General features: G+C 32.2%; 18 protein-coding genes. 5 read left to right on the top strand and 13 right to left on the bottom strand.

Annotated features, from left to right (window positions below; translation table 11 throughout):
- Nucleotides 1-76: 76 nt before the first annotated feature.
- From ssp1_RS06520 to ssp1_RS06510, 3 genes are read right to left on the bottom strand one after another with little or no spacing between them, the layout of a single operon-like run.
- Nucleotides 77-817, bottom strand: a complete 741-nt coding sequence (locus tag ssp1_RS06520) for a pseudouridine synthase (RefSeq protein ID WP_002451120.1) — start codon at nt 815-817, stop codon at nt 77-79.
- Nucleotides 810-1352, bottom strand: a complete 543-nt coding sequence (gene scpB / locus ssp1_RS06515) for an SMC-Scp complex subunit ScpB (protein ID WP_002451119.1) — start codon at nt 1350-1352, stop codon at nt 810-812. The genes ssp1_RS06520 and scpB overlap by 8 nt, the downstream gene beginning before the upstream one ends.
- The gene (locus ssp1_RS06510; protein ID WP_162886115.1) at nt 1345-2076 is read right to left on the bottom strand and encodes a segregation and condensation protein A; all 732 of its coding nucleotides are present in this window, start codon (nt 2074-2076) and stop codon (nt 1345-1347) included. Before ssp1_RS06510 ends, scpB begins: the two co-directional genes overlap by 8 nt.
- 92 nt (nt 2077-2168) lie before the next feature.
- On the opposite strand from ssp1_RS06510, the gene ssp1_RS06505 reads away from it, so the two are divergent.
- Nucleotides 2169-2705, top strand: coding sequence for a DUF309 domain-containing protein (locus tag ssp1_RS06505; protein WP_075777840.1), 537 nt, complete (start codon nt 2169-2171; stop codon nt 2703-2705).
- Between the two features lie 41 nt (nt 2706-2746).
- Here the strand turns inward: ssp1_RS06505 and xerD are convergent, their stop codons facing one another.
- From xerD to ssp1_RS06490, 3 genes are all read right to left on the bottom strand, one after another.
- Nucleotides 2747-3634, bottom strand: a complete 888-nt coding sequence (xerD, locus tag ssp1_RS06500) for a site-specific tyrosine recombinase XerD (protein ID WP_075777839.1) — start codon at nt 3632-3634, stop codon at nt 2747-2749.
- 100 nt (nt 3635-3734) lie between these two features.
- Nucleotides 3735-4193 carry a ferric iron uptake transcriptional regulator gene (fur, locus tag ssp1_RS06495; RefSeq protein WP_002451115.1) on the bottom strand — a complete coding sequence of 153 codons (459 nt, stop codon included), beginning with the start codon at nt 4191-4193 and terminating at the stop codon, nt 3735-3737.
- Nucleotides 4194-4297: 104 nt separating this feature from the next.
- The gene (locus ssp1_RS06490; protein ID WP_075777838.1) at nt 4298-4840 is read right to left on the bottom strand and encodes an NUDIX domain-containing protein; all 543 of its coding nucleotides are present in this window, start codon (nt 4838-4840) and stop codon (nt 4298-4300) included.
- An 82-nt stretch (nt 4841-4922) separates the two neighbouring features.
- Between ssp1_RS06490 and ssp1_RS06485 the strand changes: the two genes are divergently transcribed.
- Nucleotides 4923-5831, top strand: a complete 909-nt coding sequence (locus ssp1_RS06485) for an aldo/keto reductase (protein ID WP_107536029.1) — start codon at nt 4923-4925, stop codon at nt 5829-5831.
- A gap of 93 nt (nt 5832-5924) precedes the next feature.
- Here the strand turns inward: ssp1_RS06485 and ssp1_RS06480 are convergent, their stop codons facing one another.
- On the bottom strand, nt 5925-6686 hold the full coding sequence (locus tag ssp1_RS06480; RefSeq protein WP_075777836.1) for an SDR family NAD(P)-dependent oxidoreductase: 762 nt from the start codon (nt 6684-6686) through the stop codon (nt 5925-5927).
- 159 nt (nt 6687-6845) lie between these two features.
- On the opposite strand from ssp1_RS06480, the gene proC reads away from it, so the two are divergent.
- Entirely contained in the window at nt 6846-7658 is an 813-nt protein-coding gene (proC, locus tag ssp1_RS06475) for a pyrroline-5-carboxylate reductase (RefSeq protein ID WP_002451111.1), read from the top strand.
- Nucleotides 7659-7698: 40 nt separating this feature from the next.
- On the opposite strand, the gene rnz is transcribed toward proC, so the two are convergent.
- Nucleotides 7699-8619, bottom strand: a complete 921-nt coding sequence (gene rnz / locus ssp1_RS06470; RefSeq protein ID WP_049425195.1) for a ribonuclease Z — start codon at nt 8617-8619, stop codon at nt 7699-7701.
- A 316-nt stretch (nt 8620-8935) separates the two neighbouring features.
- On the opposite strand from rnz, the gene zwf reads away from it, so the two are divergent.
- Together zwf and ssp1_RS06460 are read left to right on the top strand one after the other, a co-directional pair.
- A complete protein-coding gene (gene zwf / locus ssp1_RS06465) occupies nt 8936-10420 on the top strand; it encodes a glucose-6-phosphate dehydrogenase (protein WP_075777835.1) in 1485 nt (494 codons plus the stop codon).
- Between the two features lie 230 nt (nt 10421-10650).
- The gene (locus ssp1_RS06460) at nt 10651-11520 is read left to right on the top strand and encodes an AraC family transcriptional regulator (RefSeq protein WP_049425196.1); all 870 of its coding nucleotides are present in this window, start codon (nt 10651-10653) and stop codon (nt 11518-11520) included.
- 66 nt (nt 11521-11586) lie between these two features.
- On the opposite strand, the gene ssp1_RS06455 is transcribed toward ssp1_RS06460, so the two are convergent.
- From ssp1_RS06455 to brxB, 5 genes are all read right to left on the bottom strand, one after another.
- On the bottom strand, nt 11587-13233 hold the full coding sequence (locus ssp1_RS06455; protein WP_075777834.1) for a glycoside hydrolase family 13 protein: 1647 nt from the start codon (nt 13231-13233) through the stop codon (nt 11587-11589).
- A 164-nt stretch (nt 13234-13397) separates the two neighbouring features.
- Entirely contained in the window at nt 13398-14804 is a 1407-nt protein-coding gene (gene gndA / locus ssp1_RS06450) for an NADP-dependent phosphogluconate dehydrogenase (RefSeq protein ID WP_049425198.1), read from the bottom strand.
- 78 nt (nt 14805-14882) lie between these two features.
- Nucleotides 14883-16004, bottom strand: a complete 1122-nt coding sequence (locus tag ssp1_RS06445) for a M20/M25/M40 family metallo-hydrolase (RefSeq protein WP_075777833.1) — start codon at nt 16002-16004, stop codon at nt 14883-14885.
- Nucleotides 16005-16337: 333 nt separating this feature from the next.
- Nucleotides 16338-17327 carry an aromatic acid exporter family protein gene (locus tag ssp1_RS06440; RefSeq protein ID WP_002451922.1) on the bottom strand — a complete coding sequence of 330 codons (990 nt, stop codon included), beginning with the start codon at nt 17325-17327 and terminating at the stop codon, nt 16338-16340.
- 14 nt (nt 17328-17341) lie between these two features.
- Nucleotides 17342-17779 (bottom strand): bacilliredoxin BrxB, encoded by a 438-nt coding sequence (gene brxB, locus ssp1_RS06435; protein WP_002451921.1) that lies wholly within the window; start codon nt 17777-17779, stop codon nt 17342-17344.
- Between the last annotated feature and the right edge of the window lie 129 nt (nt 17780-17908).

Below are 17908 nucleotides of genomic sequence, written 5' to 3'. Positions count from 1 at the left end.
GAAATAGTCATTAAGTTAGTGTTAAAGAAATCTTTGTGAAAAAAATCTCAAATATTAAAAATATGAGTGTTTTATTTTAATCATTACCATTTTCTGCTAAATGGCGAATCGTTTTTACTTCATGAGGTGTGAGTACACGACCTTCACCTGCATTCAAGCCTTTTAAATCAAGTGGACCAAATTGGATACGCGTTAATTTACTAACTTGGTGACCAAAATGTTCGAACATACGACGTACTTGTCTATTTCTACCTTCACTAATCGTAATTTCAACGAGCGTCGTATTTTTATCTTTGTCTTGGTTTTTCACTTTTACTTGAGCAGGTTGCGTGAAACCATCTTCTAGTTCGATTCCTTTTTCTAAAGCTTTAACTTCTTCTCTCATTAAATATCCTTTAAGCTTAGCAACATATTTCTTTTTAATATGGTATCTAGGGTGCGTCATTAAATTAGTGAATTCACCATCATTCGTTAATAATAATAATCCAGATGTATCGTAATCTAATCGACCTACAGGATAAATACGTGTTTCGATATCTTTAAAGTAATCAGTCACAACTTTACGGCCACGATCATCCGATACACTTGTAATTACTTGTGCAGGTTTATTAAATAAAATATAAATTTTATCTTCTTGCTCTAATTTGATACCTTCAACTTCTACAGTATCTGAATTTGAAACTTTTGTACCCAGTTCAGTGACGACATGTCCGTTAACTTTTACTTTGCCATCAGTAATTAATGTTTCTGCTTTACGACGTGATGTATAACCACTACTTGCAATTCTTTTTTGTAATCTTTCTAATTCTTTACTCATTTGTATCTCCCTTTTGATTTACCAAGTTACTAAAGAATGCGTCCATTTCTTCTTCATCTTCTTGAGTGGTTGGTAAATCTTCTAATTTTTCTATACCAAATACATTTAAAAATAAGTCTGTCGTGATTAATTGTTGACTACGTGAATGATGGACTTCTTTAGCTTCTACCAAGCCTCTTGCAATGAGGGTTTTAACTGCACCATCAGAATTAATGCCTCTAATAAGTTCGATATCACTTCGAGTTAAGGGTTGATTATACGCAATAATAGATAATGTTTCCATTGCAGCCTGTGATAATTTCATTTTAGATTTTTGTTCGATTAATGCCTCGATGTATTGTGAGGCATCTTTTTTTGTTGTAAGAACACATGTCGTTCCGAATCGTTGAATCATAAGACCATTTGATTCATAAGTGTCAATTAACTCTGCTAATTCATCTTCATTTACTTCTAATATTTCGATTAATTGTTTGACTTCGAGACCTTCGTCTCCTGATGTGTAGAGCAATGCTTCTAATATGCCGTGCTTATTCAACGCCGTAGTTCACTCCTCTTAATATATTAATGTCATCAAAGTTTTGATGTTGTTCAATATTAATAATCCCTGATTTGGACATTTCTAAAATAGCTAGAAAGTGTGTCACCACTTGTTCTATAGGTTCTGTAAATGTAAACAGACTAAAGAAATTAAAGGATGCTTTTGTTTTTAATCTGTCCGTAACTTGTGCCGTAGCTTGTTGTATGGTAAATGTTTCTTTCTTAATTTCTACGGAATGAGGTTTATTGATTTCTACTCGGTTTTTAACACGTTGATAAGCAACTATTAATTCGGTTAAATCGGTCGTGTTCGATGGATCCCACGATTCATCTGTTTCCATATGTGATAAATCAGTTGGATGTTTAGTGTAATAGTGATCACGTTCTACTTTCATTTCATTTAAGATTTCAGTGTACTCTTTGTAGTTTTGATATTCTATTAATCTACCGACTAAATCTTCACGTGGATCTTCTTCTAAATCGACATCTTCCTCTGATTGTGGTAACAATAATTTACTTTTAATCATCAGTAATTCTGAAGCCATAACCAAGTATTCACTAGCTACGTTGATTTCTAATTGGTTCATTGCGTGAACATATTGCATATACTGTTCTGTTAATGACTTCATAGGAATATCATAAATGTCTATTTCAAATTTTTGAATTAAATGTAATAACAAATCGAGTGGACCGTTAAATGCATCCAGTTTTACTTCATACATAGTATCTACCTCATGTTGCAACTTATGTGCATATTTCACTAAAATATTATAGCATGAATTTATATAACTTTTAAAATTAAGGTGAAATTCAGATGGAACAAGCATTAATTCAATTTTATTACTACTTTCATACTAGGCAACACTATTTTTTATGTCATGACATACTAGAAGAAGCTTGGAAGGAAAATGACAACTTTAGTAAACAAGATGCTATCGTGAGTTTGATTTTATGTGCGACAGCTTGCTATCACTTTCGTCGTAGCAATTTTAAAGGAGCTTATAAATCTTTCTCCAAAGCAAAACAAGTGATTAAAAATGCTAATAAACAAGATCAATCGCAATTACATTTGAATATTCAACGATATTTAGAGATACTTGACGAACAAATGACATGCGTAGCACAACAACAACCTTTTGAACCTATTCAATTGCCAATTAATGCTGACATGTTGAATCGAATTCAATGTCATTATTCAGATTATCATTTTGTTTCATCACCTATTTTAAATGATGATATTGTTCATCACCATTTATTAAGAGACCGAAGTGATGTTGTTTTAGCACGCCAAATGGCATTAAAGGATAAACGGTATCAAAGAATTCAATTAGATAATAATAAAAACCAATGATACGATATGCATTAAAGGTATCATTGGTTTTTAACTGTTTATTAAGCTCTAGGGTGGTATTGATTATACATTTTTCTGATTTGTGATTTTGAAACATGTGTATATAATTGTGTTGTTGAAATGTCAGAATGTCCTAGCATTTCTTGAACGGCACGTAAATCGGCACCATTTTCAAGTAAATGTGTTGCAAATGAATGTCTCAATGTATGTGGCGTGAGTGTTTTATTAATATTAGCTTTTAGACCATTTTGTTTAATCATTTTCCATATACCTTGTCTAGATAAAGGTTTGCCATGCATATTTAAGAATAAGACATTGGTCACAGTTTGCTTAAGCAATTGTGGTCTTACGGTTTCGATATAGGTAGTTAAATAATCTATCACTGTATCGCCTAATGGCACAATGCGCTCTTTGTCCCCTTTACCAAATACGCGAACAAATCCCATCATTAAATTGACATCTTCAACTTCAATTTGTATCACTTCTGATACACGCATACCTGTAGCATATAATAACTCAAGCATTGTACGATCTCGATACCCGTTGTTTTTATTTAAATCCGGTGCATTGAGTAAGTCAATGACTTCGTCGACTTCTAAAACATCTGGGAGTTTCTTTTCATATTTTGGCGTTTCTATCAATACTGTTGGATCTTTAGCAGCGTATTTTTCACGTAACGCAAATTGATGAAAACTACGTATTGTTGAAATAAATCTAGCGATAGATTTAGATGATTGACCTTGATCGATTAAATAACCTAAACATTCTTGAATCGTTTGACGATCTACAAAATCGATATTAGAAATCTTTTGTAAAGTTAAGTATTCTTTATATTTATTCAAATCTCGACGATAAGCACCAATTGTATTAACACTTAACCCCTTCTCAATTTGAATGAATTTTAAATATTCTTCTATTATTGTTTCCATTATAAAGCACCTCTTTTGAAGCGGTGGCTTCTTAATATCATATGTGTGTGGCGTACCTACTATGTCCAAACTTTTATAGATTTAATTAGATAAAGCAAAATTATTTTGTCTCTTCACTTTTTTTAGCTTGGCAATTTGAACATACACCATGGAACGTTAATCGATGGTCTAAAATTTTAAAGTTAAATTCTTTTTCAACTCGATTTTCTACTTCTGGCAATAAGTCTTCTTCGATTTCTTCGACTTTACCGCATTCCATACATACTAAATGGTGATGGAAATGTTTAGCGCCTTCTTTTCTTAAATCGAAACGGGCAACACCATCACCAAAATTAATTTTATCTAATACTTTTAATTCTGCTAATAATTCTAAGGTACGATAAACGGTAGCAAGTCCGATCTCTGGTGATTTGTCTTTAACTTTTAAATATACATCCTCTGCACTTAAATGGTCTTTTTCGTTTTCTATTAGAACTCTTACAGTAGCCTCACGTTGTGGAGTTAATTTATATGAAGACTGTTGTAATTGTTGCTTCACGCGATTTAATCGTTCTTCCACGGAAGCCTCACTCCTCTACTAAGAATTATAATCATTTTAATCTAAAGTATGATTCAATATATAAATTACCAGTATTCTCAATGAAACGCAAGGATATTCGTTCATTATTTAGAATGATTATAATTTAATAATAGATGCTGAAGCGCAATAATTGTCTTCGCGTCTTCAATTTCTGCATTTTGAAGTGCTTGTTTGATTTCCTCAATTGAGAATTTATGGACTTCTACAAATTCATCGTCATCAAGATTCATTTGCCCTATTTCTAATTGATCAGCAAAATAAATTGTCAGTTTCTCATTTGAAAAGCCTGGAGAACCATACATATGTGTCACAAATTGTAAGTTTTTCGCAATATATCCAGTTTCTTCTTCTAATTCTCTTTTAGCAGCTTCTTCTCGTTCCTCATTTTTCTCTAATTTCCCAGCAGGAATTTCTAATAATGGTTTTTCAGCGGGCTTTCTAAATTGCTTAACTAAAAGGACTTCATTCTCAGGTGTTACGGCACATACTGCCACTGCGCCATTGTGATATATAAGTTCACGTTTAGATGTGCGTCCATCGGGTAGTTCTACATCATGGATTTCTAAATCAACTATTTTTCCATTATAAATTACTGTTCTATCTATCGTTTTTTCGTTAAATTCCATTTATAATCACGTTCCTTTTAAATGTTTTAATAAATTGATAAACTGAATGCGTTAGTTAAAGTGTATCGAAAGGAGAAAATACATGCAAAAAAATATCTTAAAAAGTGGTATAGAAATTTCTGAGTTAGGTTTAGGTTGTATGAGTTTAGATACTGATTATAAAACTGCACAACCAATCATAGAAAGTGCTATTGAAAATGGTATTACTTATTTTGATACAGCTGATATGTATGATCAAGGTATTAATGAAGAAATCGTTGGTAAAGCATTAAAACAATATCAAAATCGTGATGACATTGTTATAGGTACTAAAGTTGGTAATCGTTTGACTGAAGATGGCAATATTACTTGGGACCCTTCAAAGAAACACATTAAAGAAGGTGTGAAAGGATCATTACAACGTTTAGGGTTAGATTATATTGATTTATATCAATTACATGGTGGTACAATTGATGATCCTTTAGATGAAACAATTAGTGCGTTTGATGAATTAAAACAAGAAGGACTTATTCGTGCATATGGTATTTCATCTATTCGTCCCAACGTGATTGATTATTATTTAAAACATAGTCAAATTGAAACATTAATGTCTCAATTTAACTTAATTGATAATCGACCTGAAAGCTTATTGGATGACGTTCATGAAAAACAAATTAAAGTATTAGCACGTGGTCCAGTATTTAAAGGTTTATTAACGTCTAATAGTAACGAAGCATTAGATAAAAAGTTCGCTGATGGTATATTCGACTATACACAAGATGAATTAGGTGAAACCATTGCTTCTGTTAAAGAAATCGAAAGTAATCTAACTGCCCTTTCATTTAATTATCTCAAATCACATGACGCGTTAGGTTCTATCATCGTAGGTGCAAGTAGCGTAGAACAACTAGAAGAAAATGTTAAAAATTATTATAAAGATGTAAGCTTAGATCAAATTAAAGCCTCTAGAGAACGCGTTAAAGATTTACAATATACGCAACATTTAAAATAATAGATATAGTAAAAGCCATTAAATGACTGATCATTCATTTAGTGGCTTTTTTTAATATTTTATTTTCTTATTCAAATATACATAAGAAAATGTTTAATGATTGCTTTTGTTATTAAACAAGTGAGAGAAGTGTTTTTCTAAAAATCTAGGTGCTAACTGATATAACTTTAACATTTGGTGCATCCATGTTGGGGCATTGATTTCTTGCTTTTCTTTAATAATACCTTCTACGATACGTTGTGCGAGTTGGTTGGATTGAATCATTATCGAACGATACTGGTTAAAATATGATAAGGAAGGATCTGCTTTCTGGTGAAATGGTGTATCAATTGGGCCTGTATTCACTGACATAACGTGTAAATTGGGTTCTTCTAATCGTAGTGCGTTGAGAACTTGATTAAAAGCAGCTTTAGATGCACCATAGTGAGCAGCGTGAGACTGTGTTACAAATGCAGCTTGACTTGATATGCCCACAATATGCGCATGTTTTATTAAATATGGCTTTATCGTATTGTATAGTAAATTGAAACTAATTAAGTTAACATCGTATGTTTCGATCATTTGTTCTGCTGTATGCGATGCAATAGATTTAAAATAACCTAATCCAGAACTATATATCAATCCGTGTATCGGTGTTTTAATTTGAGATGAAATATTGACTATGTCTTGTCTATTTTGCAAATCGCATTCTATGACATCGACTAAAGATGATTGGTTACCGAAATGAATTTGTCGAAATTTCTGCATGTCACGTGCAAGTATGGTTACATGAGTCCCTCTTTTAATCAGTTCATGTACAATATCTAATCCTAAGCCACTTGTACCACCTGTAATAATATAGTGTTGCCCTATCATGGTATTCACTCTCTTTCTTATATAGAGATATCTTATTTTAATATAAAAATGAAGATAAATTGTATACTTAATATTGAATATAACTAATATATGTTACTATGTAGTTATATTCGTAAGATATCATTATTTTATAACTAAAATGAAGGTGATGTGAAGTATATGAAACTTGTATTTTATGGTGCAGGCAATATGGCACAAGCAATCTTTACAGGCATTATTAATTCTAATAATTTAGATCCTAATGATATTTATTTAACAAACAAATCGAATGAAGCGGCACTCAAAGATTTTGCGGAACAATTAGGTGTGAATTATAGCTATGATGATGAAGCATTACTTAAGGATGCTGACTACGTATTCTTAGGTACGAAACCACATGATTTCGAAGCATTAGCTGATAGAATTAAAGATTCAATCACTGATAGTAATCGTTTCATTTCAATTATGGCTGGTTTATCCATTGATTATATAAGAGAGCAATTAAATACCAATAATCCATTAGCTCGCATTATGCCTAATACTAATGCGCAAGTCGGTCATTCTGTAACAGGCATTAGCTTTTCAAATAATTTTGGTCCTAAAGCTAAAGATGAAGTAAATGAATTGATTAATGCGTTTGGTTCAGTTATAGAGGTCTCAGAAGATCACTTACATCAAGTAACGGCGATAACAGGAAGCGGACCTGCATTTTTATATCATGTATTTGAACAATATGTTAAAGCTGGTACACAATTAGGTCTAGAAAAAGATCAAGTTGAAGAATCTATTCGTAATTTAATTATTGGTACAAGTAAAATGATTGAACGTTCTGATTTAAGCATGGAACAATTAAGGAAAAATATTACATCTAAAGGCGGTACAACACAAGCTGGTTTAGATGCCCTATCTCAATATGATTTAGTTGCTGTATTTGAAGATTGTTTAAGTGCTGCAGTTAATCGTAGTGTTGAATTATCCAATACAGATGATTAAATAGTTAAAAAACGCCACTGATTTTGGTCAGTGGCGTTTTTTAAATTTTAAAAGAATCAAAGTCATTAACGAAAGTAAAATCTGGTGTATCTGGTAATGCTTTAAGTTCTTGGTATATATTTTCGATTTCTTCTTTAGTATATCGATTACTCATATGCGTGATTAAGCTATGTTTGACATTTGATTGACGAATTAAATCGAACACATCATCGATATGACTATGATGATAACTATTGGCTAGCGTTTTTTCACCTTCTATATAAGTGGCTTCATGAACCATAATATCGGCATCATTTGCTATAATATGTTCATTAGGACATGGCTTTGTGTCACCAAATATAGCAACAACTGGGCCGGACTTCGCTTCTCCTTTGAATTCATCAGACTGATAAATTTTCCCATTAAATTCAAAGGTATTATTTGTTTTTACTTCCTGATATTTAGGTCCAGGTTCAAGTCCAATTGCTTTTAGTGCATCTACATCAATAGTACCTGGTGTTGTTGGTGTCTCTATACGATAACCATAAGATATAATACCATGATTTAACATTTCAGCTTGTACTGTAAAGCCATCATGATGATAATTTAAGGATTCGTCTATCTCTATGTATGTAATTGGATAATTGAGATGTGATTCTGATAAAGTTAATGTGGTTTCAATATATTTTTGAATACCCTTAGGTCCGATGAGTGTGAGAGGTTTGTTTTCTCCACCTTGAAAGGATCTGCTAGTTAGTAATCCTGGAAGTCCAAAAATATGATCACCATGCATATGTGTAATAAATATATGATCGACTTTACCTAATTTAATCGAATGATGAAGAATTTGATGTTGTGTTCCTTCACCTACATCAAAAAGCCATATTGAATTAGAATAAGGTTCAAGATTTAATGCAATTGCTTGTGTGTTTCTCTCTTTAGTTGGTAGTCCAGCGCTAGTACCGAAAAATGTGACTTCCATGCTCACACCTCCTTCTCTTCGATTTATTTTATCATATATAATGACAATTTTTATAATAAGAAATAAAATGTATATATAACATGAATGATTATGAGAAAGAATACAAACGCATATGAGTCATTCTTGATGTAAATACAATGTTTAGTATTACTATACGTAAGTCGAATAATTTGGTAATTATAGTCATTATCGATTATCATTTAAATAAATCATAGATACGTTATGACTTTTTACAAAGCATATTATATGACCATAAGTTTTCTTTATCATATAATATAACAATCATATATCTTTTTATAGAATTGAGGTTTTAATCTTGAGTACAAAACAAAAACATATACCTTGTTTAATTACAATTTTCGGAGCAACTGGTGATTTAAGTCATCGAAAATTGTTCCCGTCCATTTTCCACCTTTTTCAACAAGATAACTTAGATGAACATATTGCTATTATTGGAATTGGTCGCCGTGATATTAGTAACGATATGTTCCGTGAGCAAGTTAAAGCGTCAATCCAATCACATGTTAAAGAAACACATAAAATTGATGAATTCATGGAACATGTGTTTTATCACAAGCATGATGTAAGTGACGAAGAAAGTTATCAATCATTATTAGAGTTTAGTAATCAGTTAGATACTCAATTCGGTTTAAAAGGTAATCGTCTGTTCTATCTTGCTATGGCACCACAATTCTTTGGTGTTATCTCAGATTATTTAAAATCTTCTGGCTTAACTAATACCTCAGGCTTTAAACGCCTAGTTATAGAAAAACCATTTGGCAGTGACTTGAAATCAGCTGAATCATTAAATAATCAAATAAGACGTTCATTTAAAGAAGAAGAAATTTATCGTATCGATCATTATTTAGGAAAAGATATGGTTCAAAATATTGAAGTGCTACGTTTTGCTAATGCCATGTTCGAACCGCTATGGAATAATAAATACATTTCTAATATCCAAGTTACATCCTCTGAAGTTTTAGGTGTGGAAGATCGTGGTGGTTATTATGAATCTAGCGGTGCATTAAAAGATATGGTTCAAAACCATATGTTACAAATGGTTGCTTTATTAGCAATGGAAGCCCCTATTAGCTTAAATAGTGAAGATATTAGAGCTGAAAAGGTTAAAGTATTAAAATCTTTACGTCAATTACGTCCGCAAGATGTGAGAAAGAACTTTGTTCGTGGACAATATGATCGAGGTGTCATTGAAGGACAAGAAGTGAAATCATATCGTGAAGAAGATCGAGTTGCTGAAGATTCAATAACACCTACGTTTGTGTCTGGTAAATTAACAATTGATAATTTTAGATGGGCAGGTGTACCATTCTATATTCGAACTGGTAAACGAATGAAGTCTAAAACGATTCAAGTGGTAGTTGAATTTAAAGAAGTACCTATGAACTTATATTATCAAACAGATAAATTACTAGATTCTAATTTATTAGTCATTAATATTCAACCAAATGAAGGTGTATCACTTCACTTAAATGCTAAGAAAAATATTCAAGGTATTGATACTGAACCAGTACAATTATCATATGCAATGGGAGCACAAGATAAAATGAATACTGTCGACGCATATGAAAATCTATTATTTGATTGTCTTAAAGGTGATGCTACTAACTTTACACATTGGGAAGAATTAAAATCAACTTGGAAATTTGTTGATGCGATTCAAGAACAATGGAATATGGTAGAACCAGACTTCCCTAACTATACATCTGGCACAAACGGTCCGTTAGAAAGCGACTTGTTATTAAGTAGAGATGGTAATCACTGGTGGGACGATATTCAATAATATGTTGTAACTCAATGGATGATTAAATAAATCAAATAGTGAATGATTATATGGTATTTGAAATGATAATGATATTGAAACGCATAGGTGTGTTCAATATCATTACATTTAGTACCTGTAGTCGTTCACTTTTTTTAATTAATTCATTTATTGCTATGCTTTCAGGTGTATATTTAGACAAAATAATGTAGAATAAAAGTTAATGATTGAAAATAATTGGAGTGAATATTTTGGACGTTATCAAGCAAATACAACAGGCAATTGTTTATATCGAAGACCGTCTACTTGAGCCGTTTAATTTGCAAGAATTAAGTGATTACGTTGGTCTCTCTCCCTTTCACCTTGAACAATCATTTAAAATGATTGTAGGTCTTTCACCAGAGGCGTATGCAAGAGCTAGAAAGCTGACACTAGCTGCTATAGACGTCAAACATAGTGCGAGTCGTTTGGTAGACGTTGCTAAGAAGTATAGATATGCAAATTCGAATGATTTTGCAAATGATTTTAGTGACTTTCATGGCGTTTCACCAATACAAGCATCAACTAAAAAAGATGAACTTAAAATGCAAGAACGCATTTATATAAAATTGACAACAACAGAGAGAGCGCCTTATCCCTATCGACTAGAAGAAACGGATGACATCTCTTTAGTTGGTTATGCAAGATATATCGATGCAAAGGATTTGTCAAACCCTTTTAATGTGCCTGACTTTTTAGAAGATTTGCTATTAGATGGTCATTTAAAAGAGTTACGACGTTATAATGATATAAGTCCATTTGAATTATTTGTTATAAGTTGTCCTTTAGATTCTGGGTTAGAAATTTTCGTAGGTGTACCGAGTGAGCGTTATCCAGCTCATTTAGAAAGTAGATTTCTACCTGGCAGACACTATGCTAAGTTTAATTTACAAGGGGAAATTGATTATACGGTAAATGAGGCTTGGTATTATATCGAAACAAGTTTACAGTTGACGTTACCTTATGAAAGAAATAGTTTATATGTAGAAGTATATCCTTTAGAAATTTCATTTGATGATCCTTTTACAAAAATTCAATTATGGTTACCTGTTGAGCAAGAGCATTATAATAATGAAAATTAGACATAAAAAAATCATGCCTACAAAAATGACATTTAGTCATATTTGTAGGCATGATTTTTATTTGAATTATAACTTTAGTACAAAAGCTTCATAAGGCTCGATTTGTTTTATATTAATTTCTTTCTTATAGTTGTGAAGTAATGTTTCTAAACGATCTACATCAAGATCTATATTTAATTGGCTCACTTTATCAGTTAAATTACCCACGATTAATACCTTCTCATTGTTAAGCGTTCTTGAATAAGCAAAGATATTAGGGTTATCAGCATCCACTAAATCAAATTGACCATAAGTATAAATATCAGCAGATTTTTTTAATTGAATTAGAGATTTGTAAAAATTTAGTACAGAATGCGCATCCTCTTGTTGGTCAGCCACGTTAATCTCTTTATAGTTAGGATTTACTGGGAACCATGGTTGACCATCTGTAAAGCCTGCGTTTTTTTCGTTATTCCATTGCATAGGCGTACGAGCATTGTCTCTGTTTTCCATTTTATATTTATCCAATAATTGATTGACGTCACCACCTTGTTCTTTAACGATTTGATATTCATTTTTAACTGCCACATCGTTAAATGTTTCAATACTATCAAATGGATAATTTGTCATACCAATTTCTTGTCCTTGATATATAAATGGTGTACCTTGTTGTAAGAAATACACGACTGCGTGACTTGTAGCTGATTCATACCAATAATCTGTGTCATTCCCCCATGTTGACACACGTCTTGGTTGGTCATGATTTTCAATAAATAGTGCGTTCCAGCCTACGCCTTCTAGGCGTTTTTGCCATCGATTTAGTACATTTTTATATGCGCTGACATCAAATTGAGAATCTCCAGTACTCCAAAGTCCTAAATGTTCAAATTGGAAAATCATATTAAATTTACCATTTTTTTCTCCGACCCATTCATCAGCATCGTCAGGTGTCACACCATTAGCTTCACCAACAGTCATAATATCATAGTTAGACAATGATTGATCTTTCATTTCTTGTAACCAATCTTGGATACCGGGTTGATTCATATCGACGTCAAATGCAGGTGCGTATGTTTTACCATTTGGTACAGGTAAATCACCTGCTTCAAACGTTTTCTTAATATGTGTAATTGCATCCACTCTGAACCCATCAATACCCTTATCAAACCACCAATTCATCATATCGAATACAGCTTTTCTAACGTCTTTATTATTCCAATTTAAATCTGGTTGTTTTTTACTAAACAAATGGAAATAATATTGACCTGTTTTGGCATCATATTCCCATGTTGAACCATTAAAAATACTTTCCCAGTTATTAGGTTCCGAGCCATGAGGTTTTGGATCTTCCCAAATATACCAGTCACGTTTAGGATTATCTTTACTTGATCTTGATTCGATAAACCATGGATGTTCATCAGAAGTATGATTTACAACTAAATCTAGTATTAATTTCATTCCACGTTGATGAACACCTTCTAACAATTGATCAAAGTCATTCATTGTACCAAATTCGGCCATAATCGCTTGATAGTCGCTTATATCATAGCCATTGTCATCATTTGGAGATTTGTACATTGGACTCAACCAAATTACATCTATACCTAAATCTTTTAAGTAATCTAATTTTTCAATCACACCGGGTAAATCCCCTATACCATCGTTGTTACTATCATTAAAACTTCTCGGATAAACTTGATATGCAACGGCTTCTTTCCACCAATTTTTAGTCATCTTAAGTACACCTCTAATATATATTGTTAATTAATGAAACCGGTTTCTTTATCATTTATTTTATCGATAAAATGAGCGAGGGTCAAAATTTTTGATGTGAAAATAAAATAACTTAAAAAACGCCTTACACTTTCGTGTAAGACGTTTTAAATCAAATATGAGTATTACTCTTCAACCCATTGTGTATGGAACACACCTTCACGGTCTTTACGTTCATAAGTATGTGCACCGAAATAGTCACGTTGAGCTTGAATAAGATTTGCTGGTAAATCTTCAGAACGATAACTATCATAATAGTTCACACTGGCAGAGAATCCTGGTGTTGGTACACCGTTTTTAACGCCTGTTGCTACAACATCTCTTAACGCATCTTGGTAATCTGTAACAATATTTTTGAAATATGGATCTAATAATAAGTTTTCAAGTTCAGGATTATTATCATAAGCATCTTTAATTTTTTGTAAGAATTGTGCACGAATGATACAACCTTCACGCCATATCATTGCAAGCTCACCTAATTTTAAGTTCCATTCGTGGTCTTCGCTTGCTTTTCTCATTTGAGCAAAGCCTTGAGCGTATGAACAAATCTTACTCATATATAATGCTTTTCTGATTTTTTCTAAGAATTCTTCTTTATTACCATCAAATGATGCTTGCGGTCCATTTAATGATTTAGAGGCATTAACACGTTCTGCTTTAATTGATGAAATGAAACGTGCAAATACTGATTCAGTGATAATTGTTAATGGAATTCCTAATTCTAAAGCATTAATAGAAGTCCATTTACCTGTACCTTTTTGACCAGCAGTATCTAATATTTTTTCTACTAATGGTTCGTTGTTTTCATCTAGTTTAGTGAAAATATCGCCAGTAATTTCTATTAAGTAACTTTCAAGTTCTCCAGCATTCCAGTCTTTGAAAGTTTGAGAAATTTCAGTATGACTCATACCTAATAAGTCTTTCATCATTGCATAACTTTCAGCAATTAATTGCATATCTGCGTATTCAATACCGTTATGAACCATTTTTACATAATGGCCTGCACCATTTGGTCCAATGTAAGTTACGCAAGATGCACCATCTTGAGCTTTTGCTGCAATGGCATCTAAGATATCACTGACTTTATTATAAGCAGCTTCTTGACCACCAGGCATTAAAGAAGGACCAGTTAAAGCACCTACTTCACCACCTGAAACGCCCATACCGATGAAATTAACGCCACTTTCAGCTAATGCTTTATTTCGACGAATTGTATCTTGATAGTTTGTATTACCACCATCAATTAAAATATCATCATCATCTAATAAAGGTAATAAACCATCTATTGTTGCATCAGTAGCAGGACCAGCTTTAACCATTAATAAAATTTTACGGGGTTTTTCTAATGAATTAACAAATTCTTCTAAAGAATATGTTGGGTGGATACTTTTACCTTTTGATTCTTCCACCATTTCATCCGTTTTTTGTCTAGAACGATTATAAACAGATACACTATAACCACGTGATTCAATATTCCATGCAAGGTTTTTACCCATTACGGCTAAACCTACTACACCTATTTGTTGTGTCATATTACTTACCTCTCTTATTCGAATATTTCATTCATATTGTATCACAAAATGTGTACGTACTTCACTAAATTGGCCACGCTATTCTGCAACGAGCTCAATAATTTTTAAGACTTGACTAGTTAACATATTAAGATCTTTGACGGCAATTCTTTCACTTGTTGTATGGATATTTTCATAACCAACGCCTAAAATAACAGAAGGAATGCCATACGTATTAATGATACTACCATCTGAACCACCACCAGAGATTACTGTATCTCCTTTAAGACCTAGAGCAACTGCACTTTCTTTAGCTATTTTAGTCACTAATGCATCGTCCTCAATCTTAAATCCAGGATAGCTTTTTTCTATATCTACACGCGCTTGACCACCTAAATCTTTAGCGGTTTGTTCAAAGGTTTCTTTCATGTGTTGAACTTGTTTTTCATTACTTTGATCATTATGTGAGCGTGCCTCTGCTTCAATAACTACTTCGTCAGCTACAATGTTTGTTGCTGAGCCACCATGAAATTTCCCTATATTCGCAGTAGTTAATTCATCAATTTGACCTAGATGCATTTTGCTAATTGCTTTAGCAGCTATATTGATTGCACTAATACCTTCATTTGGTGTACTAGCATGTGCAGTTTTCCCATTAATTGTAGTATTAATCTTCATCTGAGTTGGTGCTCCGACAACAGTCGTACCAACCTCAACACTTGCATCAATAGCATATCCAAAGTCAGCATCTAATAAAGAGGTATCCAGAACTTGAGCGCCTAATAGACCTGATTCCTCCCCTACAGTAATCACAAATTGAATTTGTCCATGAGTTAAGTGTTGTTCATTAATAGTAGTAATTGCTTCAATAATAGCTGCTAGACCTGCTTTATCATCAGAACCCAAAATGGTCGAACCATCTGAATATATGTAACCATCTTCTGCCACATGAGGTTTGATATCAAGGCCTGGAACTACAGTATCCATATGACTTGTAAAATATAATTTAGGTACATCTTTATTTGAAATATTACTTGGCATCGTACAAATGAGATTGTTTGCCCCCAGACCATCTGTTTGACTTGCTTGGTCTTCTTCAACTTTTAAACCCAGTGATTCAAATTTTTCTTTTAAAATTGGTTGAATTTTCTCTTCATTACCTGTTTCTGAATTTATTTTTACTAAATCTAAAAATGTATTTAAAAGACGTTCTTTATTCATCGTCGTCATTCCCCCTTATTCATATAACTCCAGTTTAACTGAATTCTGAATATATCAAAAATAAATTGATTGCAATTCGGAATTAAATCATATAATGTTAATCTATACCTAGATTTTGTATTATGAATGACGTCTTAAATACGTTTTCATGTAATTGGAGGAACATCATATGACGAATAAAGTATTACGTGTAATTATAGTAGTGATGTTAGTAGCGGTAGTATTAGCCCTACTACTTACAAGTTTAGTCCCAATGTTGAACTAATCTTTGATATACTTAAAAAGCCAGAGGCATCTCTAATCGATGTCTCTGGCTTTTTTTACTTAAATTTTTTAAGCATAATTTTTAATTTCACTATGCAATTTTAATGATCCAAATTGAGATTTAATATTTAAATACTCTTCTAATTCATTTAATAATTGAATAATATTTGCGCGCGAATTTAAAGCTTGGTGTGAAGTAGGCAACGGTAATTCATCTAAAGATAATCTTATTTCATACAGTGAATGTAATCGTAAAGCAGTATAATCATTACTATTAACATTACTACCTATTTCAGAAAGTAATTGTGAAATACGATCTAATATTGGATCTTTAGTTTGTATATTTTCTATTAAAAATTTCATTCTTTTTAATAAATCTACTTGCTCTTCGCGCATATCAAAATAATGATAATATGAATTTTCATTTCTTACAAAGTGATTCTTAACATCTCTAAATGCTAGTGATTTAGCTTTTCTAAGGTTTAATGCAAGAGGCTCAAAAGTGATATTGAGTTTATGGTTATCCTGTTTACATGCATTTTCAAAAGCTATAAATACGTCAGTAATTTGATGTTCTATATCATTTTTAAAGTGTTTTAAAGTTTTGTCTAAACTTGGCATAATCAAATTCATTATAAAGGCAATGCCGAGTCCAACAATTAACAACATCATTTCATTAAGAATCAGATGTCCATTGATTGCTTTAGCATTAAAAACGTGGAGTAATATAACACAACTTGTAATTACACCTTCTTGAGCATTTAATACAACTGTTAATGGAATAAATAATAATACAATTAATCCTAGCACGACGGCATGTTGTCCTAGTATTGAAAATATTGCTGATCCTAAAAATAGGATTAACAAACATGATACTAAGCGAGAGACAATCGCCGTTAGTGAATGCATTTTAGTATGTTTGATACAAAGTACAACAAGTATTGCACTTGAAGCATAGTTATCGAGGCCCAAAAGCTTACAAATTATAACACCTAATGTCATTCCTACTGCTGTCTTGAGTGTTCTAAATCCAATCTTATAAGGATTTAACTTGAGCATCTGACTATGACCTCTTATCTTTCTTCACAATATTGATCGAATAGGTTTTGTAATTGATTAATCACATTCATTACATCATGACCTTCAATTTGATGACGTTCAATCATCTCAGTAATCTTACCATCTTTAATCAGTGCGAATGAAGGACTTGATGGTGCATAACCTTCAAAATAATCTCTAGCTTGTTGCGTTGCTTCTTTGTCTTGTCCTGCAAATACAGTTACTAATCGATCTGGTAATTTATCATAATGTAGAGCATGTGCAGCTGCTGGACGTGCAATGCCACCTGCACAACCACAAACAGAGTTAACCATAACAAGTGTTGTACCATCTTGTTTTAATACTTTATCAACGTCTTCAGCTGACGTTAGTTGTTCATAACCAGCATCTTCAATTTCGTTTCTTGCTTGGTCTACGACACCGTTCATATATAAATCAAAGTTTAAATCCATAAGTTAGAATCACCTTTCGTTATTAATTTAACTGTCTTTATTTTACTAATTAAACGTTGATACTTCAACATGCATGATTATTGAAAATAAAATAGACATAAATACTTTCATCAATATAAAAGTATTTAT

Source organism: Staphylococcus sp. M0911 (genome assembly GCF_003491325.1).
Classification (GTDB): Bacteria; Bacillota; Bacilli; order Staphylococcales; family Staphylococcaceae; genus Staphylococcus; species Staphylococcus warneri_A.
This window is presented reverse-complemented; position numbering and strand designations above follow the sequence as displayed.

Bases quoted from the DNA above. Each gene is read 5' to 3' on its own strand.
- ssp1_RS06520 (WP_002451120.1), bottom strand. From the start codon at position 817: ATGAGTAAAGAATTAGAAAGATTACAAAAAAGAATTGCAAGTAGTGGT.
- ssp1_RS06510 (WP_162886115.1), bottom strand. From the start codon at position 2,076: ATGTATGAAGTAAAACTGGATGCATTTAACGGTCCACTCGATTTGTTA.
- ssp1_RS06505 (WP_075777840.1), top strand. From the start codon at position 2,169: ATGGAACAAGCATTAATTCAATTTTATTACTACTTTCATACTAGGCAA.
- xerD (WP_075777839.1), bottom strand. From the start codon at position 3,634: ATGGAAACAATAATAGAAGAATATTTAAAATTCATTCAAATTGAGAAG.
- ssp1_RS06490 (WP_075777838.1), bottom strand. From the start codon at position 4,840: ATGGAATTTAACGAAAAAACGATAGATAGAACAGTAATTTATAATGGA.
- ssp1_RS06485 (WP_107536029.1), top strand. From the start codon at position 4,923: ATGCAAAAAAATATCTTAAAAAGTGGTATAGAAATTTCTGAGTTAGGT.
- ssp1_RS06480 (WP_075777836.1), bottom strand. From the start codon at position 6,686: ATGATAGGGCAACACTATATTATTACAGGTGGTACAAGTGGCTTAGGA.
- proC (WP_002451111.1), top strand. From the start codon at position 6,846: ATGAAACTTGTATTTTATGGTGCAGGCAATATGGCACAAGCAATCTTT.
- rnz (WP_049425195.1), bottom strand. From the start codon at position 8,619: ATGGAAGTCACATTTTTCGGTACTAGCGCTGGACTACCAACTAAAGAG.
- ssp1_RS06455 (WP_075777834.1), bottom strand. From the start codon at position 13,233: ATGACTAAAAATTGGTGGAAAGAAGCCGTTGCATATCAAGTTTATCCG.
- gndA (WP_049425198.1), bottom strand. From the start codon at position 14,804: ATGACACAACAAATAGGTGTAGTAGGTTTAGCCGTAATGGGTAAAAAC.
- ssp1_RS06445 (WP_075777833.1), bottom strand. From the start codon at position 16,004: ATGAATAAAGAACGTCTTTTAAATACATTTTTAGATTTAGTAAAAATA.
- ssp1_RS06440 (WP_002451922.1), bottom strand. From the start codon at position 17,327: ATGCTCAAGTTAAATCCTTATAAGATTGGATTTAGAACACTCAAGACA.
- brxB (WP_002451921.1), bottom strand. From the start codon at position 17,779: ATGGATTTAAACTTTGATTTATATATGAACGGTGTCGTAGACCAAGCA.